General features: G+C 62.5%; 23 protein-coding genes. 14 read left to right on the forward strand and 9 right to left on the reverse strand.

Translation table 11 applies throughout. The annotated features are described in order from the left end of the window. Window positions 1-21 precede the first annotated feature (21 nt). A complete protein-coding gene (thiD, locus tag IC757_RS05480) occupies window positions 22-822 on the reverse strand; it encodes a bifunctional hydroxymethylpyrimidine kinase/phosphomethylpyrimidine kinase (protein ID WP_190976360.1) in 801 nt (266 codons plus the stop codon). A 134-nt stretch (window positions 823-956) separates the two neighbouring features. Here thiD and IC757_RS05485 point away from each other — a divergent pair, with 134 nt between their 5' ends. From IC757_RS05485 to murD, 4 genes are all read left to right on the forward strand, one after another. Beyond that, window positions 957-2,150: a hypothetical protein gene (locus tag IC757_RS05485; RefSeq protein WP_223846267.1), complete on the forward strand. Its 1,194-nt coding sequence runs from the start codon at window positions 957-959 to the stop codon at window positions 2,148-2,150. A 128-nt stretch (window positions 2,151-2,278) separates the two neighbouring features. Further along, the gene (locus IC757_RS05490; RefSeq protein ID WP_190976362.1) at window positions 2,279-3,466 is read left to right on the forward strand and encodes an AI-2E family transporter; all 1,188 of its coding nucleotides are present in this window, start codon (window positions 2,279-2,281) and stop codon (window positions 3,464-3,466) included. Next, window positions 3,447-4,814: an endonuclease domain-containing protein gene (locus IC757_RS05495; RefSeq protein WP_190976363.1), complete on the forward strand. Its 1,368-nt coding sequence runs from the start codon at window positions 3,447-3,449 to the stop codon at window positions 4,812-4,814. The genes IC757_RS05490 and IC757_RS05495 overlap by 20 nt, the downstream gene beginning before the upstream one ends. Next, window positions 4,792-6,135, forward strand: coding sequence for a UDP-N-acetylmuramoyl-L-alanine--D-glutamate ligase (gene murD / locus IC757_RS05500; RefSeq protein WP_190976364.1), 1,344 nt, complete (start codon window positions 4,792-4,794; stop codon window positions 6,133-6,135). The genes IC757_RS05495 and murD overlap by 23 nt, the downstream gene beginning before the upstream one ends. 41 nt (window positions 6,136-6,176) lie before the next feature. Here the strand turns inward: murD and IC757_RS05505 are convergent, their stop codons facing one another. Next, window positions 6,177-7,160 (reverse strand): polyprenyl synthetase family protein, encoded by a 984-nt coding sequence (locus IC757_RS05505; protein WP_223846268.1) that lies wholly within the window; start codon window positions 7,158-7,160, stop codon window positions 6,177-6,179. Window positions 7,161-7,296: 136 nt separating this feature from the next. On the opposite strand from IC757_RS05505, the gene ssb reads away from it, so the two are divergent. From ssb to IC757_RS05540, 7 genes are all read left to right on the forward strand, one after another. Next, window positions 7,297-7,746: a single-stranded DNA-binding protein gene (gene ssb, locus IC757_RS05510; protein WP_190976366.1), complete on the forward strand. Its 450-nt coding sequence runs from the start codon at window positions 7,297-7,299 to the stop codon at window positions 7,744-7,746. 38 nt (window positions 7,747-7,784) lie between these two features. Beyond that, window positions 7,785-8,846: a dTDP-glucose 4,6-dehydratase gene (gene rfbB / locus IC757_RS05515; RefSeq protein ID WP_190976367.1), complete on the forward strand. Its 1,062-nt coding sequence runs from the start codon at window positions 7,785-7,787 to the stop codon at window positions 8,844-8,846. Window positions 8,847-8,925: 79 nt separating this feature from the next. Next, window positions 8,926-9,810, forward strand: coding sequence for a glucose-1-phosphate thymidylyltransferase RfbA (gene rfbA, locus IC757_RS05520; protein ID WP_190976368.1), 885 nt, complete (start codon window positions 8,926-8,928; stop codon window positions 9,808-9,810). Then, entirely contained in the window at window positions 9,807-10,355 is a 549-nt protein-coding gene (gene rfbC / locus IC757_RS05525) for a dTDP-4-dehydrorhamnose 3,5-epimerase (RefSeq protein WP_190976369.1), read from the forward strand. The genes rfbA and rfbC overlap by 4 nt, the downstream gene beginning before the upstream one ends. Then, entirely contained in the window at window positions 10,352-11,248 is an 897-nt protein-coding gene (gene rfbD, locus IC757_RS05530; protein ID WP_190976370.1) for a dTDP-4-dehydrorhamnose reductase, read from the forward strand. Before rfbC ends, rfbD begins: the two co-directional genes overlap by 4 nt. After that, window positions 11,233-12,648 (forward strand): mannose-1-phosphate guanylyltransferase/mannose-6-phosphate isomerase, encoded by a 1,416-nt coding sequence (locus IC757_RS05535; RefSeq protein ID WP_190976371.1) that lies wholly within the window; start codon window positions 11,233-11,235, stop codon window positions 12,646-12,648. Before rfbD ends, IC757_RS05535 begins: the two co-directional genes overlap by 16 nt. A gap of 20 nt (window positions 12,649-12,668) precedes the next feature. Then, window positions 12,669-13,616 (forward strand): DUF1684 domain-containing protein, encoded by a 948-nt coding sequence (locus IC757_RS05540; RefSeq protein WP_190976372.1) that lies wholly within the window; start codon window positions 12,669-12,671, stop codon window positions 13,614-13,616. 1 nt (window position 13,617) lies between these two features. Here IC757_RS05540 and IC757_RS05545 read toward each other — a convergent pair whose 3' ends face one another. The 5 genes from IC757_RS05545 to pspA form a co-directional block, all read right to left on the reverse strand. Beyond that, window positions 13,618-14,400, reverse strand: a complete 783-nt coding sequence (locus tag IC757_RS05545; protein ID WP_190976373.1) for an enoyl-CoA hydratase/isomerase family protein — start codon at window positions 14,398-14,400, stop codon at window positions 13,618-13,620. A 73-nt stretch (window positions 14,401-14,473) separates the two neighbouring features. Further along, on the reverse strand, window positions 14,474-14,710 hold the full coding sequence (locus IC757_RS05550) for a hypothetical protein (RefSeq protein ID WP_190976374.1): 237 nt from the start codon (window positions 14,708-14,710) through the stop codon (window positions 14,474-14,476). Window positions 14,711-14,739: 29 nt separating this feature from the next. Next, window positions 14,740-15,129 (reverse strand): envelope stress response membrane protein PspC, encoded by a 390-nt coding sequence (gene pspC, locus IC757_RS05555; protein WP_190976375.1) that lies wholly within the window; start codon window positions 15,127-15,129, stop codon window positions 14,740-14,742. Next, window positions 15,126-15,356 carry an envelope stress response membrane protein PspB gene (gene pspB, locus IC757_RS05560; protein WP_190976376.1) on the reverse strand — a complete coding sequence of 77 codons (231 nt, stop codon included), beginning with the start codon at window positions 15,354-15,356 and terminating at the stop codon, window positions 15,126-15,128. Before pspB ends, pspC begins: the two co-directional genes overlap by 4 nt. Before the next feature lie 6 nt (window positions 15,357-15,362). Further along, on the reverse strand, window positions 15,363-16,028 hold the full coding sequence (pspA, locus tag IC757_RS05565; RefSeq protein WP_190976377.1) for a phage shock protein PspA: 666 nt from the start codon (window positions 16,026-16,028) through the stop codon (window positions 15,363-15,365). Between the two features lie 324 nt (window positions 16,029-16,352). Between pspA and IC757_RS05570 the strand changes: the two genes are divergently transcribed. Genes IC757_RS05570 through IC757_RS05580 form a run of 3 tightly spaced genes read left to right on the forward strand, consistent with a single transcriptional unit; the run spans window position 16,353 to window position 17,874 of the window. Continuing rightward, window positions 16,353-17,078 carry an FKBP-type peptidyl-prolyl cis-trans isomerase gene (locus IC757_RS05570; protein ID WP_190976378.1) on the forward strand — a complete coding sequence of 242 codons (726 nt, stop codon included), beginning with the start codon at window positions 16,353-16,355 and terminating at the stop codon, window positions 17,076-17,078. A 9-nt stretch (window positions 17,079-17,087) separates the two neighbouring features. Further along, window positions 17,088-17,285: a DUF1289 domain-containing protein gene (locus tag IC757_RS05575; protein ID WP_190976379.1), complete on the forward strand. Its 198-nt coding sequence runs from the start codon at window positions 17,088-17,090 to the stop codon at window positions 17,283-17,285. Continuing rightward, on the forward strand, window positions 17,278-17,874 hold the full coding sequence (locus IC757_RS05580) for an NUDIX hydrolase (RefSeq protein WP_190976380.1): 597 nt from the start codon (window positions 17,278-17,280) through the stop codon (window positions 17,872-17,874). Before IC757_RS05575 ends, IC757_RS05580 begins: the two co-directional genes overlap by 8 nt. A gap of 39 nt (window positions 17,875-17,913) precedes the next feature. Here the strand turns inward: IC757_RS05580 and IC757_RS05585 are convergent, their stop codons facing one another. Continuing rightward, window positions 17,914-19,389 carry a potassium/proton antiporter gene (locus tag IC757_RS05585; RefSeq protein WP_190976381.1) on the reverse strand — a complete coding sequence of 492 codons (1,476 nt, stop codon included), beginning with the start codon at window positions 19,387-19,389 and terminating at the stop codon, window positions 17,914-17,916. An 80-nt stretch (window positions 19,390-19,469) separates the two neighbouring features. After that, window positions 19,470-19,898 carry a copper chaperone PCu(A)C gene (locus IC757_RS05590; protein ID WP_190976382.1) on the reverse strand — a complete coding sequence of 143 codons (429 nt, stop codon included), beginning with the start codon at window positions 19,896-19,898 and terminating at the stop codon, window positions 19,470-19,472. Window positions 19,899-19,935: the final 37 nt, after the last annotated feature.

Below are 19,935 nucleotides of genomic sequence, written 5' to 3' on the forward strand. Positions count from 1 at the left end.
GATAACCCGGCTGAATGCGACCTACATACCTGCCGGGTTACTGCTGGCCCCGAACGGCAGCATCGCCAGATTGCCGTGCAGGGGTTGCCAGGCGCCGGTGATCATGCGCTGCAGCCACTCGATGGCCCCACCGACAGCGGTTTGCAGGTTTTCGCCCCCGGCCAGCCGGGCGGTGATGGCGGCCGATAGCGCGCAGCCGGTGCCATGGATGCGCCTGTCCTGACGATCATGTGACATCCTGTGGCTGCCCGCCGGGGTGACGAGCAAGTCCTCGATTCGCGCGCCGCGCGCATGTCCGCCCTTGACCAGCACGGCCTTGCAGCCCATGGCCAGGATGGCCTCGGCAAGGCGTTCGGGATGCGTTTCCTCGGGCAGTCCGGTCAGTGCGGCCGCTTCGGGCAGGTTGGGAGTGACCAGCGCCGCACCCGGCAGCAGGTGTTCGATCAGTGCCCGCTCGGCGTCCTGGTCCAGCAGGCGCGCCCCGCTGGTCGCGACCATGACCGGATCGATGACCCGTTCAAGCGATGGTCCCGCCGCCAGTCCCGCGGCCAGTGTTTCGATGATGGCGGCATTGGCCAGCATGCCGGTCTTGGCGGCCCGGATGGGCAGGTCGGACAGCACGGCATCAAGTTGATCGCGCACCATTTGAGGCGGGAGTGTTTCTACCGCGGCTACGCCGGTAGTGTTCTGGGCCGTGATGGCGGTCAGTACGCTTGCACCTTCGGCTCCGTGATGGGTGAACGTCTTGAGGTCGGCCTGGATGCCTGCACCGCCGCAGGAATCGGAACCGGCAATCGTCAGAACGCAGGGCCTGTTGTTCATTTGCAACATCTGGTGGGCGCGGGGTGGCAATAATAACAAGGGCTTGTGAGCGCCGAAAAAAAACATTGCCTAAACGTTGTATTTTTGCCAAGCAAGGGATTAAACTGAGCGCCAAGACCAGACTTCCGACTCCCGTGAAACACCGTTTTGCGACCATTATTCTGTTGACCAGCCTTCTGGGCACGACCGCGGTGGCGAATGCCATGCCGACTTCGGCCGCGCATGGCTGGCAGACTCAACCCTATGCCGGTCTGGGCTGGTTCCTGGTCAGCTTCGAGCTGGGGCCCTGGGAAGAGTATCTGATTCATGAACTGACTCCCGAACTGGATCGGCTGACCACAGTCGATGAGCCGCGAGTCAGCTGGCTGGAGTTCGATCAGCATTTGTTGGTGCCTGACTTTGCACAAGGCATGCTGGCCGACAGCAAAAACTCTGGCTCATTGCGCATGTCGCTGCGCCAGTCGCGCTCCAGCCTGATGATGACTGACTTCGGTTCGGGCGACGGCTTGCCGGATGGCTATCGATTCCGGCAGTCGCTGATCATGCCCAGTGTCACCCATCGCATGAGCGATCAGAGTGCATTGACGGTATCGGCCATTCTGGCCAGCCAGCGTTTCGGTGCTTCCGAAATGAATTTCCGCGAAAGCGATGACCTGATTGGCATGCCGTCATCGATCCTTATCGATGATCCGACTCGCAGCGAAGTCGTTCACGGTGCCGGTCTGCGCTTTGCGCTCAGCGGCCAGTTGCTGGACAACGTGCAGCTTGAGGCTGCTTTTCAGTCGCGCATCGACATGAGCGAGTTCGCCACCGTGCGGGGTGTTCATGGCACTCACGCCGAGCTCGACATACCATCGCGACTGCAGCTGGGTCTGGAGCTGAATGCCACCGAACGCACGCGGCTGAGACTGGGGATTTCCCAGATCTTCTACAGCGAGATCGGGGCGTTCCCGAGTCGTTCATTGCCAGCTCGCTTCAATGCGCTGCTCGGCGACAGCGGCAGTCCGCGGTTTGTCTGGGACGACCTGATGGTCTACAACCTTGGCTGGAGCTGGCGCAATGACGACGATCTCGAGTTGTTCTTCGATTATCGCACCCGCACACAACCTACGCCAACGGCGCCTTCGCTGGCTTCGGCCCTGAGCCCGGAGCTGGCTCGCAACTCCATGCTGGTCGGTGTTTCCAAAGGCATCAATCAGGGCAGGCTTCACCTGAATGCCGCTTATGCACCGCCCGAGTACGCATTCGGTGGCAACGTGCTGGGTGTGGTCAGCGACAAGCTGGACCAGGGGCTGGAGGTCCAGGCAGCCTGGAGCATGGCATTCTGAATCCCCGCTTGAAACAACACTCCTGAAAGTGAAAGCAACGGCGCCCGGTGGCCTCCTGCGGGGAAGGTCACCGGGACCGGCAGGCCGGGCGGGCTGTTGTTCTTGCAGCCAGGCTTTATAATCCACCCATGTTTGACCGTTTCAGCCAGTGGTACCAGCGCCACTTCTCCGATCCCCAGGTCGTGATCCTCGCGTTGTTCCTGGTGCTTGGCGTGGTCGCGGTGATCCTGTTCGGGCGCATGTTGACCCCGGTGGTCGCCAGCCTGATCATTGCCTACCTGCTCGAGGGTGGAGTGCAGCGGCTGGAGCGCTTTGGTCTGCCGCGCCTGATCAGCGTGATCAGCGTTTTCGCAGCGTTCATGACCGCCCTGTTATTCCTGATTTTCGGCGTACTGCCCATGCTGACAAGGCAGCTGGCCGTTATTGTTCAGCAGTTGCCCGGCTATATCGCCGATGCGCAGGAGTGGCTGGCCACTCTGCCGGATCGATATCCCCAGATCGTGGCGCCGGCCGAGCCAGCCAACGGAGATGTCCGGCCGGTTTCAGAGACTGCCGAGGATCAGCTCATTGCCGCCGAGGAGGCCGAGCGGCAACTGGCGCTGATCTCCGAAGAGCAGCTTTCCCGCATGCTGGACAATCTCGGAGCCGAGCTGGTCAACTACGGGGCCACGCTGGTGTCGCTGTCGGGTGTGATGGGTATGGTCAGCCTGCTGGTTTTCCTGGTCCTGATGCCGGTGCTGGTGTTCTTCTTTCTCAAGGACAAGGCCGTGCTGGTGGCCTGGATCCGGTCCTATCTGCCGCGAGATCGGGCGTTGGTAGCCAGTGTGTGGCAAGAAGTCGACGCCCAGATCGGCAACTACGTCCGCGGCAAGGTGCTGGAGATCCTGATTGTGTGGGTGGTGACCTATGCCGTGTTCTCCCTGCTGAACCTGCCGTTTGCCATGCTGCTGTCGATGCTGGTTGGCTTTTCGGTCATCATTCCCTACATTGGTGCCGCCGTGGTCACGATTCCGGTGGCCGCTGTCGCCCTGATCACATTCGGCCTGACGGCCAGTTTCTGGTACGTCATGATTGCCTACGCCATCATCCAGGCGCTGGACGGCAATGTGCTGGTGCCCATTCTGTTTTCCGAGGTGGTCAACCTGCACCCGGTTGCCATCATCATTGCGGTGCTGGTCTTCGGCGGTATCTGGGGGTTCTGGGGCATTTTCTTTGCCATACCGCTGGCCACACTGGTCAACGCCGTGTTGCGGGCGTGGCCGCGGGCGCGGCCGGATGATCGGCCGGAGAGAGCGAATGCCGAAGCCGGCAGCTGAACCAGCCAGCATTCAAGCCGGTCTTGACTGGTCGCGCCAGGCCAGCGTCGAGTTCTGTTTTGTCTCCCGGGCGCTGGATGTCGAGACCGGCTGGCTGCGCCTGGACTACCGGCTGGATCACCTCGAACTGACCGAGCGCTTTCGATTTCCAGGTGTGCCATTCCGGCTCGATCCGCCAAGAATACGGGCACTGGAGCAGGCTCTGGATCTGCTGCACTGGAGTGCCGGAATCAGTTACTGGAAGGCCGGCTGTCCATCCCGGCTGACCTTTGCCGGCCGTCGACCCGATGCCTGGCAGTCGGCGTGGCTGAGTCGGCTCTGGCGCGAAGGTCTGGCCGAGTTCGCCTGGCAGAATGATCTGGACGTGACCGACTTTCCCGCGTTTCCGGGGCGGCAGGCCGAAGTGTCCGAGCCGCCGTGCCTGAACGATGGTGCGCGAACGCTGCTGCCCATGGGCGGCGGCAAGGACTCCCTGGTGGCGCTGGAGCGTTTGCGAAGTGCGGGCACCGATCCAGTGACCGTACAGGTCGGGCAGGCCGCGCTTATAGGTGAGGTTGCAGACTGCGCCGGTACCGACCACCGAGTGATCGAGCGACGCATTGATCCGCAACTCGGCGAGCTCAATCGCAGGGGGGCATGGAATGGCCATGTGCCGATCACGGCAATCAATGGTGCAGCCTTGCTGGTTTTTGCCGTGCTGGCTGGTTTCGGTCGGGTGGTGTTTGCCAATGAGCGTTCGGCCGATGAGCAGACCCTGACTGACGCGAAGGGCAGGGCGGTCAATCACCAGTTCTCCAAGTCTTATTCTTTCGAACGCATGCTGTCCGACTGGATCGGTCGATACGTGGCTTCCGATACAGCGGTATTCTCGCTGCTGCGCCGTGATCGTGAGTTGGCCATCTGCCGTGATTTCGCCAAGCTGGATTCCTACCACGCTCATTTTTCCTCTTGTAACCGCAACTTTCACCTCGATGGTGCGCGCACCCGTCGCTGGTGCGGCACTTGCCCCAAATGTCACTTCGTGTTCCTGGCCCTGGCACCGTTTATGGCGCCTGATGCGCTGGTTGGCATTTTCGGCCGCGACCTGCTGAATGACCCCGAACAGGTTGATGGATTCAGGCAACTGCTGGCCCTGGACGGCGCCAAGCCGTTCGAGTGTGTCGGTGAAGCGGTGGAGGCCAGAGTCGCACTCGCTTCGCTGGGCGAACCATCATCGATGTGGTCGTCGCATGCCGTGGTGCGGCAGTTGCTGCCGGAGTTGCCGCCGGAACCGTTGCCGGCCCTGACGCAACTCTGCCGACCCGACGGACCGCACCAGATCCCGGATGACTTGCTCGCCGACGCTTGAATTCATCTGTCGCCACCGTGTGGGTGTGCTGGGCTACGGACGCGAGGGACGTGGCGTGGTTCGGGCGCTGAAGCGGCATGATCCCGATATCGACCTGACGGTGTTGATCGAGGCCGGATCGGTGCCCGAGGAAGTGCCGGCACGTATCGGTCCGTTTGACGCCCACTTGCTCGACTACGAACTCTTGCTGCGTTCGCCCGGGGTGCCGGTCGATCATCCAGCGCTGGTCGAGTTTCGTCGCCACGGTGGCCGGGTCATCAACCCGAGTTCGATCTGGCTGGCCGAACGTGCCGATGTGCCCGTGATTGGCATTACCGGCTCGAAGGGAAAGAGCACGACGGCATCGGTTCTGGCTCACCTGTTTCGCGAGGCCGGTGTCAACAGCCTGCTGGCCGGCAATATCGGTATTCCCCTGATCGAGCACCTTGATACCGATGCCGAAACGGTGGTGCTGGAGCTTTCCAGCTACCAGTTGACCGACCTGGAGGGTCGTCTGGCCATGGGCCTGATGACCCGCCTGTTTCCGGAGCATCTGGACTGGCACGGCAGCCTGGATGACTACGTCCACAGCAAGCTGCGCCTGGCCGCGCTACTGGCAGGTCGGCCCTTGCTGGTCAATGCCAACGATCCCGTACTGATGGCGGCGACCGAGGGCATTCCCGGGCGAATCGCGGCCAATCGGCCGCCCTGCATCCATCGTCTCGAGGATGCGCTCTGGCTGGACGATCAGCAGTTGAGCGGGACCGCTTCGCTGAGCCTGATGGGGAGGCACAATCTCGACAACGTGGCACTGGCCCTGGAGGCCGGTCGGCGTTCGGGTCTGGACCTCGAGTCCATGCTGTCGGCTTTGAAGACGTTCAGGCCACTGTCGCACCGGCTTGAAGTGGTGGCTGAATCGAACGGCGTGCGCTGGATCAACGACTCGATCTCGACCAGTCCTTATGCGACACGAGCCGCGCTTGAAGCGCTCGGGGACGTGCCGGTCATTCTGATCGTGGGGGGCAAGGATCGATCGGCCGACTGGTCGGAGCTCATCGCGTGGAGTCGAATTCATCGTTTGCAGGCCTTGCTGACGCTGCCGGATAACGGGGCTGCCATCGGCCGGGCGTTTCGTGACCGTATCGGACCGGCCGAGCTGGTGATTCATGCCGTCGAGAACGTGGAGGAGGCTGTACAACGCGCCCGTCGTCTCAGCCGGCCGGGCAGTGTGGTGCTGCTGTCGCCGGGTGCCCCGAGTTTCCCGCAGTTTCGTGACTTCGAGGAGCGGGGAGAGCGGTTTGCTGCCGCTGCTCGAGGAGTTTCAGCAAGGCAGCCGCAATAGGAGCAAGACCAACAGGCTCGGGGTGCCGGGCCCGTGGTGCTCTAAATGGTTCGGTCAACGGCGTGCCGAGCCAGGTACTCCAGCGCCTGGCGCTGGGGGGAGTCGGGCAGAACCGACAGTGCGTCCCTGGCCTGGCTGGCCAGGCGCCGGCCTTCCGACATTGCCCGGTCCAGAGCCCCTGTGGCTTCCATGACACGACGCACATCGTCGAGCTGGTCGCTGCCGCCGGCCTCTATCATCTCGCTCAGTCGGCGGCGGTCGTCGCGCTCGGCATCGCGCATGGCAAGAATGAGGGGCAGGGTCACCTTGCCTTCGGCCAGGTCATCGCCGACATTCTTGCCCAACTCACCGTCGGTAGAGCGATAGTCGAGAACGTCGTCGGTGATCTGGAAGGCCTGGCCGAGCAGCAGCCCGTAATCGGCCAGGCGTTCGCAGGACTGCTCATCAAGCTGTCCCAGTACCCCGCCGAGCCGGGCGCTGGCGGCGAACAGGCAGGCGGTCTTGTCGGAAATGACCTGAAAGTAGTCGTCCACGCCCAGTCCGGCATCACCCATCTGCATCAGCTGCAGCACTTCGCCTTCGGCGATGGTGTTGGTGGTGTCGGCCAGAATGCGCATGATCTCCATGTGGTCGAGTTCGACCATGAGTTGGAAGCTTCGTGAATACAGAAAGTCGCCCACCAGCACCGAGGCAGCATTGCCCCAGATGCGATGGGCGGTTTCCTTGCCGCGGCGGCGTGACGACTCGTCGACCACATCGTCGTGCAGCAGGGTGGATGTGTGGATGAACTCGATGATGGCAGCAAGCTGAACATGATCCCGGCCCGTGTAGCCCGAAGCGCGGGCGGCGAGCAGGTGCACCAGAGGGCGCAGGCGCTTGCCGCCACCACCAATGATGTACTGGCCGATCTGGTTGACCAGCACGACATCGGAATCGAGTCGATCTGCAATCAGGGCATCCACCGCCCGACGGTCGGTCTCGGCCAGGCTGAGTACATCGTCCAGGCAGACCGGTTCGGTTGGCATCGAAATGGGCTCCATGGAAGACAATTATACGGGGCGTTTTCCTACGCGATGCGAGGGATTTCCCCGGCGGCCAGCCGGCGGGGCTGTGCTAGACTTCAGCGCATTCAGTTGACAACGCACAAGGAGAGGCCGAGTCATGGCCCGAGGTATCAACAAAGCGATTCTCATTGGCAACCTGGGTGCTGATCCGGAGACCCGTCACACTGCCGGCGGCAATGCCGTGACCAATATCCGGATTGCAACCTCCGAGAGCTGGCGCGATCGCCAGACCGGCCAGCAACAGGAGCGCACCGAGTGGCACCGGGTCGTGCTGTTCGGGAAACTGGGCGAGATTGCCGGCGAGTATCTTCGCAAGGGCTCCAAGGTCTACATCGAAGGTCGTATACAGACCCGCAAGTGGCAAGGCCAGGATGGGCAGGACCGGTGGACGACCGAGATCGTCGCCAACGAGATGCAGATGCTCGACAGCCGCGGTGGCAGCGCGCCGATGGGCGAGCCGGGTGGCAGCTACGATAACCAGGGTGACAATTACGGTGGTCCGCCGGATGATGGGGGCGCGGGCCTGGAAGACGACATTCCGTTCTGATTCGATACGGCCACAGTTTCCGACCACGGGTCTGAACCATGCGAACGATACTCGTCACCGGCGGCGCCGGTTTCATCGGTGCCAACTTCGTCCATCACCTGATCGGGCACAGCGAGTGCCGGGTGATCAACCTCGACTTGCTGACCTACGCCGGCAACCGTGAGTCGATCGCCGGTCTTCCGGAAGACCGGCATGTATTCATCCACGGTGATATCTGTGATGCTGCCCTGGTGCGAAGCGTGTTGGACCAGCATGATCCGGACGCCATCGTCCATTTTGCCGCCGAGAGTCATGTTGATCGCTCCATCGACGACCCGGGCGCTTTCATTCGTACCAATGTGGTTGGTACCCAGACCCTGCTGGATGCAGCGCTGGATCACTGGCAGGGCCGAGCAAGCGATTTTCGATTCGTGCACGTGTCTACCGACGAGGTGTATGGAACGCTGAGTCCGGATGCACCGGCATTCACCGAAACACACCGGTACGCGCCGAACTCTCCCTACGCAGCCTCCAAGGCGGCTGCCGATCACCTGGCCCGTGCCTGGCACCGGACCTACCGGCTGCCGGTCATGATCACCAACTGTTCCAACAACTACGGCCCCTACCAGTTTCCGGAAAAACTGATTCCGCTGATGCTGATCAATGCATTGGAGGGTGAGCGCCTGCCGGTCTATGGTGACGGTCAGCAGCGCCGTGACTGGCTGTTCGTGACCGATCACTGCCGGGCCATCGAGCGGGTGCTGGATGCCGGGCAGGCCGGGCGCGTCTATAACGTGGGCGGCAACGCCGAAATGGCCAATCTCGATGTCGTCCACCTGATCTGCGACCTGCTTGACGAGCGCGTCCCGGCCGACCGCCCGCGACGCGAACTGATCGAATACGTTACCGACCGCCCCGGCCATGACCGCCGCTACGCCGTGGACGCCAGTCGACTGCAGCAAGAACTGGACTGGGCACCCTCAGTGGATTTCACCCAGGGCCTGGCCACCACCATCGACTGGTACCTGGACAACCGCGACTGGTGGCAACGCATCCGAGACGGCCGCTACCGCTCCCAAAGACTAGGCACCACCCGAATAAAATCCACCTCTAACACTTAACACTTCACACTTAACACTTAACACTTCACACTTCACACTTCACACTTCACACTTCACACTCAAAACTCCCCTTGCCCCGATGAACAGAAGAGGAATCATCCTTGCCGGCGGAGCCGGGACCCGGCTCTACCCGCTGACACAGGTCATCTCCAAGCAGTTGCTGCCGGTCTACGACAAACCGATGATCTACTATCCGCTCTCGACGCTGATGCAGGCGGGCCTGCGCGAGATACTGGTCATCACCACCCCTCACGAGCAGCCACTTTTCCGACAGTTGCTGGGCGATGGCAGCCAGTGGGGTATCGAACTGTCCTGGGCGGTGCAGGATGAGCCCAGAGGCCTGGCCGATGCCTTCATCATCGGCAGGGACTTCATCGACGGGCAGCCCTCCTGCCTGATCCTGGGCGACAACATCTTTCACGGCGGTGGCATGCGGGAGCTGCTCGAACGGGCCAGCCAGCGGCAGCAGGGAGCCACGGTCTTCGGCTACTGGGTCAGCGACCCGGAGCGTTATGGGGTGGTGGAAATGGACTCGCAGGGGCGAGTCAGATCGCTGGAGGAAAAGCCGGCCCAGCCGCGCTCGAACTATGCCGTGACCGGCCTGTATTTCTATGACGAGCGGGCCTGTGATTTTGCTGCCGACCTGGCGCCCTCGGCGCGTGGCGAGCTTGAAATCACCGATCTGAACCGGTGTTACCTGGATGCCGGAGACCTGACCGTCGAGCGCATGGGGCGGGGGTATGCCTGGCTGGATACCGGTACGCACCAGTCGCTGCAGCAGGCCACCAGCTATATCGAAACGCTGGAATCGCGCCAGGGTCTGCGCGTGGCCTGCCCGGAAGAGATTGCCTTTCGCCAGGGCTGGATCAGTACTGATCAACTGCTGGCACTGGCCGAGCCCCTGGCATCCAGCGGCTATGGTGATTACCTGCGCATGGTTGCCCGAACGGCCGATCAGCCATGAAAGTGACGCCGACCGATCTGCCGGGCGTGCTGGTCATCGAGCCCACGGCCTTCGGTGACGAGCGGGGCTGGTTTCTCGAAACCTGGCGCGCAGAGCGCTACGCCGAGCATGGTATCGGCCCGGAGTTCGTCCAGGCCAACTGCTCACACTCCGCAAAGGGCGTGCTGCGCGGACTGCATTACCAGTGGCCCGAACCGCAGGGCAAACTGGTCTGGGTCAGCCACGGCCGGGTGTTTGACGTCGCCGTGGATATTCGTCCGTCCTCGGCAAGTTACGGGCAGTGGACGGCCGTGGAACTGGATGCACACAGTCATCGTCAGTTGTGGGTCCCGGAGGGATTTGCTCATGGCTTCCAGGTTTTGAGCGAATCGGCCACGTTCAACTATCTCTGTACCCGTCCCTATCGCGGCGAGTTCGATGCGGCCATCGCCTGGAACGATGCGGATATCGGTGTAAGGTGGCCGCTGGCACCGTCGGGTCTGTCTGCCAAGGACGAGGCCGCGCCGCGCCTGTCCGAGCTGTCAGCCGATCGTCTGCCATCATGAGTCGTCTCTTGCTGGGTGCCAATGGTCAGCTTGGGCAACACCTGCGTGCCAGGGCCAACGACCTGGCGACTTGCGCACGCAATTGCGCCGATCATGCCTGTGACCTGGCAGACCAGAGCGCGCTGGTCAGCCTGCTTGATTCGCTGCGCCCTTCGGTTATTGTCAATGCCGCCGCCTACACGGCGGTTGATGATGCCGAGACCAACGGCGAAGCCGCCTATCGGCTCAACCGCGACCTGCCGGCGTGGTTGGCCGCCTGGTGCCGCGACAATGATGCCTTGCTGGTTCACTACTCGACCGACTACGTGTTCAGCGGCCAACCCGGTCGTCCCTGGCGCGAGGACGATCCGGTGGCGCCGGAGTCCGTTTACGGTGCCAGCAAGCTGGCCGGTGAGCAGGCAATAATCTCAACGGATTGCCGCGCACTGATACTCCGCACCGCCTGGGTCTACAGCGCCTTGCCGGGCAACTTTCTCTCGGCCATCCTCGGCCGTGCGGCGCGAGGTCAGTCGCTGAAGGTCGTGTCGGATCAGGTGGGTTCACCGACCTGGGCCGGCAGTCTGGCGGATGCCACGCTAGTGCTGCTCGAGCGCGCGGCAGAACGCGTCGAGCGGCCCGAGTTGATGCACGTGGCCGGGCAGGGGGCGATGAGCTGGCATAAACTGGCGCTGGAAGCTGTGCAGATGGCGGCCGGCCGTGGCATGATCAACCATGAGGTTGATGTTGAACCGATCAGCAGTGACCAGTGGCCGCAAAAGGCGAAGCGGCCGGCCTGGTCGGTGCTGGATGGTCGTCGATATGAACAGTGGACCGGCCGGCCCCTGCCGGATGCGCGGGCCGCCCTGGCGGAATGTCTGGATCAGTGGAGAGACGTTGCATGCTCATTCCCGTGATTCTCTCGGGTGGTGCCGGTACTCGACTATGGCCGGTATCGCGCAAGGCCCATCCCAAGCCGTTCATGCGGCTGGTCGATGGGCAGACCCTGGCCGCCAGCACCGTTCGTCGCGCGCTGGCGGTGGCCGATGTTCCCGAAACCCTGACGGTGACCGGGCGCGATTATTTCTTTTTGACGCGTGATGAGTACCAGCAGGCCGCGGGCGAGGCGAAGCATCATTTCATGCTCGAGCCCGAGGGCCGCAACACCGCGCCGGCTATTGCCGCTGCCGCGCTCTGGGTGCAGGCGCGTTTTGGTCCGGAGGCCTGTCTGCTGGTCATGCCCGCTGATCACATGGTGCGTGATGTCGATGCCTTTTCTGATGCAGTGGCCAAGGCCCGAGAGCTGGCCGCCGAAGGCTGGCTGACCTGCCTGGGTATTACGCCGACCCATGCGGAAACCGGCTATGGATACATCCGGTCCGGTCGTGCGCTGGGTGAAGCCGGTCGGGAGATCGAAGCCTTTGTCGAGAAGCCCGATCCGGATACGGCCCGCCGCTACTACGAGTCCGGCGAGTACCTGTGGAACGGCGGCATGTTCTGTTTCCGGGCCGATGCCATCCTGGATGCCCTGGCCGAGCATGCCCCCGATATACAGGAGCAGGTTGAGCTGTGTTTTCGGGCCAGTGACGTGGAGCACGAGCCGGTAGAACTGGAACCAGAGAGTTTTGCTGCCGTGCGCCCGGAGTCTATCGATTTCGCCGTGATGGAGAAGGCGGGTCGACGAGCGGTCGTACCCGTGGACTGCGGTTGGAGCGATATCGGCTCCTGGCAGGCCATATCTGATCTGTACGAGACCGATGCGCTGGGCAATCGCATCCAGGGCGAAGCGGTGCTGGTTGACACCCGCGACACCTTTGTGCAGGGCGAGCGTCGGCTGGTGGCGGCGGTTGGTGTCGATAACCTCGTCATCGTCGATACCGGCGATGCCGTTCTGGTTGCCAGTCGCGATCGCGCCCAGGAAGTCAAGGCGGTGGTCGAGGAACTGATGCGTTCTTCTCATGATGCCGCGGTCCATCACCGCACCGTGCACAGGCCATGGGGCAGTTATACCGTGCTCGAGGATGCCGATGACTGCAAGGTCAAGCGCCTGGTCGTTCGCCCCGGTGGTGTGCTGTCGTTGCAGCGCCACCAGTATCGAAGTGAGCACTGGACGGTGGTGGGCGGCACGGCCAGGGTTCGTCTCGACGATGAGGACTTTCTGCTCGAGGTCGGCCAGACCGTGCAGATTCCGGTGGGCAGTCTTCATCGCCTGGAAAACCCGGGCGAATCCGATGTCGAAATCATCGAGGTCCAGACCGGAAGCTACTTCGGCGAAGACGATATCGAACGGCTTGAAGACATTTACGGCCGAAACTGATGCCAGGCTCGGAGTTACCCATGAAGTCAATGCTGCAGATTGTCTTGTCCCTGTTGATGGCTGCTGTGCTGATGGCTTGCTCCAGGGATGAAGCGGTTGAGTTGCCCACTGATGATCTGCTTGCATCCGCCGAACAGGCCGAGACGGCGGCCATGGCATGGCGCGAGGACCGGCTCGAACGGCTGACCGAACCCTACGGATGGCTCAGTCTGGTTGGGCTGGAGTTCCCCGCGGCCGGCGAGCATGTCGTTGGCAGTGACCCCGACGCCGACCTGGTTATGCCGGCCGGGCCGGCAGAGTGGGGGAGATTGACAATCGGACAGGCACAGGCCCGGTTCGAACCCTCCAGCGATGAGGTCGCGTTGCTGGTCGACGGACAGTCCGGCGATGACTGGCAGCTCTATCCACGGGATGCCGATTCGGCTTACCTGACCGCTGAGGAAGTACGCATCGAGCTGGTCGCGCGTGGTGACCGGCTGGCCGTTCGAACGCGCTGGCCCCAGTCGCCGGCACGCGTCGATTTCCAGGGGCTGGAGTATTTTGATTTCGATCCGGCCTGGGTTGTCGAGGCACGGTTCGAGTACCACCCGGAAGGCACGACCCTGCCGGTCGGTAGCGTGCTTGGAGATGTCATCGACGAACCCAATCTGGGCGCTGCGGTGTTCAGGGTGGATGGTCGCGAATACCGGCTTGAGGCGGTTGCCGATCGTGACAGCGACGAGTTGTTTTTCATCTTCGCCGATCGCACCACCGGCCATGAGACCTACGGCGCCGGTCGGTTTCTTTATGCCGCCATGCCCGATGATGAGCGCCGCACGGTGCTCGACTTCAACCGCAGCTACAACCCGCCCTGCACGTTTACCGAGTATTCCACCTGCCCCTTGCCACCCCCGGCCAACCGGCTCGACCTGAGGGTCGAGGCCGGTGAGCTGGATTATGCCGGGGAGATCGGGTTCTCGGACTACTGAGCTACCGGCCCTGAAATTCGGGTTGGCGTTTTTCCAGGAAGGCGCTTGTGCCCTCGCGCATGTCTTCGGTCGAGCAGCACAGTGCAAAGCGCGCGGTTTCCAGCGCCAGGGCCGTGTTGAGATCGGTGTCGGCCCCCTGGTTGACCGCCTGCAGGATGCCGCTGACGGCTTCCGGCGCCGATCCGGCCAACTGTGTGGCCAGTTGCATGACTTCGGCCTTCAGCGCATCGGGGGTGACCACTCGATTGACGATGCCCATTTCGCGGGCACGTTCGGCATCGATGGGTTCGCCGGTCAGGCTCATTTCAAGTGCGCGCGTGGTGCCGACCAGCCGCAGCAGCCGTTGGGTGCCGCCAAATCCGGGCATGATGCCCAGCTTGATCTCTGGCAGTCCGAGACGGGCTTTGTCCGAGGCGATTCGGAGATGACAGGCCAGGGCCAGTTCCATGCCGCCGCCCAGCGCGAAGCCGTTGATGGCCGCGATAACCGGCTTGTCCAGGTTCTGGATGATTGCCATCAGGTTCTGGCCCATGGCTGAAAAGGCTCTGGCCTGTACGGCGGATTGATCGCGGATCTCGCCAATGTCGGCGCCGGCCACAAAGGCCTTCTCGCCGCTGCCGGTCAGGACGATCACGCGGACCTGGTCGTCGCCATGAGCCTGCGTAATGGCCTGAAAGAGCTCCAGCAGGGTCTGGCGATTGAGGGCGTTGAGCTTATCGGGGCGGTTGATGGTCAGTGTGCGAACACCGTCTTGATCGTCGATCAGCAGATTGTCATGGGACATGGATAGGGCTCTTGAGGTTGGAATTCGCGCCTATTGTAGGCGCGAGGGGGGTGCTTGGGGGCCCGGTCCGGGGTTACCCGCGCTGCCGGCCGAGCAGGGCCAGGGTCAGCGCCAGTCCGGCCAGTCCCGAAATCATCAGTAGCAGCCCGGAGCCGAACGGACCCACGACCTCCAGCAGGGCGCCAAGATGTTCAAGGATGGCATCCGGGTCGGGCTGGTGACTGAGGCACTGGGCCAGGCCCGAGATGATTCCGGCCAGGGCGGCCGGAACCATCAGGAGAAGAAACGCGATGATGGCGAACCAATGCATGTCGTGCTCCCTCGAATGCAGCCGGATGGTCAGTCGCGCAGCTCGCGGTCGATCCGGTACTCGCTGGAGGTCAACCAGGCTTCCATGCGCTGCAGTCGTTCGTCCAGATCACGGAAGCGCCGGTTGAGATGGCCGACACCGTCGCGCGGCGCCCGGCGGACCTCCTGCCAGAACGCCTCCTCGCGTTCATCGCGGTAAAGATCGCGCGGTCGCTTTGGAACCAGAATCCACATCACCAGGTAGCCGATGATGATGACCGGAGTGAATGGGATCGCCAGCAGGATCACGATCAGTCTGAGTGCGATCCGATTGACGCCGGTCCAGTCGGCCACCCCGGCACAGACACCGGCCAGGATGGCGCGGTCCTTGTCCCGATACAGACGGTTGCGGCTCGGGCGTTGCGGGTTGTAGTCGGTCATGTCCGATTCCTCCATTCGGGGGTGTCGGCATCAAGAATGCGCTCCAGTGTGCGGATGCGATCCTCCATGCGTTGCGCGCTCTCGATGAGCTCCTCGAGCATTGCTTCATCCTTGCTGTTGAGCCGCCGATTGGCCGAGTTGCGTGTTGCATAGTGCAGAATCAGCCAGATCGGGGCGACGATGATGAGAAAGATGACGAGCAGTGGAAACAGGCTGTCAAACCACATGACGTTTTACCCCTGCTTGTGCTTCGACTTGAGCGCCTCTAGCTCGGCTTCGATTCGCTCGTCACGTTCAAGCTTGCGGAACTCCGCTTCCAGTGACTGGCCCTTGCGACCCATGTCCAGCGACTCGGCCTCCGACTCGATCCGCTCGATGCGCTCTTCGGCCGAGTCGAAACGGTGCAGCATCTCGTCGACCTTGTCGTTGTAGATGTGCTTGCGGGTCTTGAGTTGGTGGCTGGCCGATCGATGTCGCATGACCAGGGCACGCTGGCGATTGCGCGCATCGGTCAGTTTGGCCTGCAGCTTGCCGATGTCTTCGTCATAGCGCGCCAGCTGGTCTTCGTACTGGGCCAGCTCTTCCTTCAGGTAGTCGATACGGTCGCTGAGGGCGGTCTTCTCGGCCAGGGCCGCCCTGGCCAGGTCCTCGCGTCCCTTGTCCAGGGCCAGCTCGGCCTTGCGCTCCCATTCGGTGCGTTGCTGTTCCAGGCGCTTGAGCAGCCGCGTGCGTTCTTTTTTTTCGGCAATGCACTTGGCTGTCGCCGAGCGCACCTCGACCAGGGTGTCTTCCATTTCCTGGATCATCAGCCGGATCATCTTCTCCGGGTCTTCGGCTTTCTCCAGTGCTGCGTTCAGGTTGGCGTTGATGATGTCGCCCATGCGCGAAAAGATGCCCATTGTTCTCACTCCTTGCGTGTTCAGGATTTGAATTGATCTCGCCCATCAGTAAGCATGAGCCATGCCAAAAGTGAGGCGCTCGTAAAATCAGTAACTTGGAGTGCTGCCTGGTTTGGGTGCGGCGAAAATAGCCAATGAAGGGGTGAATTTAACCCGAGCTGGGGCGGGAACCTCGATGTACCGGAAAGAGTCCATTGCCTGCACGAACCAGATTGCAGCCCGGACAATGCCGAAAGCATTGCGCGTGGCCAGATGCCCGAATGGTCAGGTACAATGCCTGTTTTTTCGCCCACGAACATCAAAGCTCTTCAAGTCGGAGGAAGCATGTACAAGTCAATCATGGCCCTGGTTGCGGCCTTGGTCTTTGCCGCGCCACTGTCGGCGCAGGATCTGGACTCCGAGGCCGGCAAGCTCGGTTACTCCATCGGTTACGAGTTTGGCGCCGAACTGGGTGGTTATGACATTGATCTGGACCTGGATGCTGTGTTCCAGGCCATCCGCGATGCCTATGAGCAGCGCGAGCCACAGGTGGATGTGCAGGAGATGCGCCAGCTCATGATGGCACTGCAGGAGCAGATTCGCCAGGAGCGCATGGAGGCCTTTCAGCAGCTGGCCGAGGAGAACCAGAATCGAGCCGAGCAGTTTCTCGAAGACAACCTGTCGCGCACCGGTATTGTCTCTCTGCCTAGCGGTGTGCAGTACCGCGTGATCGAGGAAGGTGACGGCGAACGTCCCGGCCTGGACGATGTCGTCACCGTTCACTACCGTGGATCGAAGGTCGACGGCCGCGAGTTCGACAGCTCCTTTGCTCGGGGCGTGCCGGCCGTGTTCGAGGTCAACTCGGTTATCGAGGGCTGGCAGGAAGTGCTGCCGCTGATGCGTGAAGGTGACATGTGGCAAGTCTTCCTCCCGCCGGAGCTGGCTTTTGGCGTTCGTGGCGATCCGCCGGTCATTGGCCCCAACGAAGCCCTGCAGTTCGACATCCGCCTGGTCAAGATCGGCGAGCCGGAAGACATGGATGAAGCGGCCCAGGCGCCGGGTCAGAACTAAAGCTTCGGCATGAACGATCCGGTCTGTCCGATTCCACAGGTCGAGTCGCCCTGCATCGGGACCTGCACGTTGGGTCCCGAGCAGCTTTGTGTGGGATGTTTCCGCAGCGGCAAAGAGATCGCCGCCTGGCTGAGCTACAGCGATCAGCAGCGACGCGAGATCATGGATGATCTGCCCGGACGGGCCCAGCGTTTGTTCGATGATTGAGCCTTCGGGCTGGATCAGGGATCTGGCCCGCCGGCTTCATCCGCTCGAACAGCCACTGTCCGGACTTCCCGTAAGAGGCTATCGCTCGCCTGAGCCCGCATCCTGGCATCCGCGCCCTGCGGCCGTGCTGGTGCCAATCATCGATAGCGATGACCCGGAGGTGCTTTTGACGGTGCGTAGCCGGCAGTTGCCCCATCATGCCGGCCAGGTCTCGCTTCCCGGGGGTGGATGCCGCGAACCCGAAACTTTCCCAGTCGAAACGGCCCTGCGCGAGACCTGCGAGGAAATCGGAATCGATACCGCCATGATCGAGCCGTTGGGTCTGCTCGATCGCTACGACACCATTTCCGGTTACCGGGTGGTGCCGGTTGTGGCTCGCCTCAGCCCAGAGGCCAGATTGCACCCCTGTCCCGAAGAAGTCGAATCGATCTTCAGTCTGCCATGGCAGGTGGTGATCCGCCAGGAAAGCTATCGCCGGCACCGGGTGGTCCGGGGGCATCATCACTACGAGCTGGTCTCCATGGCCACCCGTTCGCCTCGTCTGGTATGGGGCGCGACGGCAGCCATCCTCATGCAATTGGCCGACTGATCCACGGCCAGTTCCCTGCAGGCCGGCAGCTATGGCCGTTCAGTCTTCCTCGCGCAGCCCGAACATCAGCTCCACGGCACGCTTGTCTTCGGGACGGACCATGACATGCACATGGTCACCGGCCTCGAGCACGGTATCGGCGTCGACCGGCAGGGCCTGGCGCTCGCGCACCAGCAACAGGATATCGGCGCCCTGGGGCAGGGGTAGCATGCCGGCGCGGTTGCCCGTGGCCATGGCCGCAGGATCAAGTCGGAAAGAAATGATCTGCACCGGCAGGCTGTCGATGGCGTTGATTTCCAGCACCGGGGTCGGGCGCTCGGCACCGGCCTGTTCCATGCCCATCAGGCGTGCGGCCCAGCGCACGGTTGCACCGGGGATCAGGGCATTGACAACGACGATGAAGAACACCAGGTGGAACAGCTCCATGCCGTTCTCGGCTCCGGCCAGTACCGGAAACGTGGCCAGCAGAATCGGAACTGCTCCGCGCAGGCCGACCCACGATACGAAGCCGGTCTCCCGCAGGCTGTAGCGAAACGGCAGCAGGCACAGGGCCACCATGACGGGGCGCGCGATCAGGGCCAATGCCAGGGCCAGGACCAGGCCCTGCCAGCCCGCGGCCAGCAACAGTTCCGGCACGGCCAGCAGGCCCAGCACAAGGAACATGGAGATCTGGGCCAGCCAGGCCATGGCGTCGTGGACGCGCAGTATGCCGGAGCGGTAGGGCAGGCGCTGATTGCCCAGCATCAGGGCGGCGATATAGACGGCCAGAAAGCCCGAGCCCATGAAAATGGTGGGCAGGCCGAAGGCCAGCAGGGCCAGGGCCAGGGTCAGGGCCGGGTACAGGCCGGCGGCGGGCACGCGAATCCGGGCCAGCAAGCGGGTGCCCAACCATCCGATGGTCACGCCCGCAACCACCCCGATGGCCAGCTGCAGCGCCACGTCGGCGACGAAGCCGGCGGGCGTAAAGGGTTCCCCGGTCAGCAGTTGCGTGGTCACGGTCAGCGTCAGTATGACCGCCATCGGGTCGTTCAGGCCGGATTCCAGCTCCAGCGTGGCACCGACACGCCGGCGCAACTGGATGCCGGAACCGCGCAGGGAGGAAAATACGGCCGCGGCGTCGGTGGACGAGACAATGGCGCCGAGCAGCATGGCCTCCATCCAGCCCAGTCCCAGCAGCCAGGCGACAGCGGCTACCAGTATCGCGGTCCCGGCCACGGCCACCGTGGCCAGCAGTGATGCCGGCGCCAGGTGGCGTCGAACCTGGCGAAACGGCGTGTTGAGGCCGCCATCGAACAGGATCAGCACCAGACCCATGGTGCCGATGCGAAAGGCCAGGTCGAAATCGACGAAGTGCTCGGGCAGATAGGAACCGACCAGCAGGCCGATCAGCAGAAAGACCAGGACCACCGGTATGCCGATGCGCTCCGATGCGCGGCTGAACAGTACGCTGAGCAGCAGCAGGAAGCCAAACGCGGCCAGCAGCAGGGCAGTGGTTGTCGGTTCGGTCTCGAACACGCATTGATCCGGTCAGGTTGACCGCATCAATGGTAAGGCGATTCTGTAATTCGTGGAAGCGCGTTCAGTGACCGGAAGAGTCAGTCCCGTGGCCTGACCGTGGCGGTGAGCACATGGCGCTGGTTCTGATCGTCGACCAGTTCGATGTCGATCTGATCGCCATCCTCGAAAGTTCTTTCGGGTTCAAACAGCATCAGGTGGCGTCCGCCGGGCTGAAGGATGATGTGACGGCCGGCCTCGACCACGAGCTCTTCGAGGCGGCGCATGCGCATCACGCCGTCATCCATTTTCATGGTGTGGATCTCCACGCGACCGAACTGCGGGCTGTGCGCATCGACCAGGGTGATATCGCTGTCGCCATGATTGTGAATGGTTACGAAACCGGCCATGGTGCGCCCCGGCGGCGCGAGCGGCGCCCAGGGATCTTCGAACTCCAGCGCGACATCGGCCAGCAGGGTGCTGGCAGCGAAAAACAGCAGGGCGGCAAAAAAGTAGCGCAAGTGTCTCATGAGGGGCATCTGTCTGGGTTCGAGATGAAATTATCTC

This window comes from Wenzhouxiangella sp. AB-CW3 (assembly GCF_014725735.1).
Taxonomy (GTDB): Bacteria; Pseudomonadota; Gammaproteobacteria; order Xanthomonadales; family Wenzhouxiangellaceae; genus Wenzhouxiangella.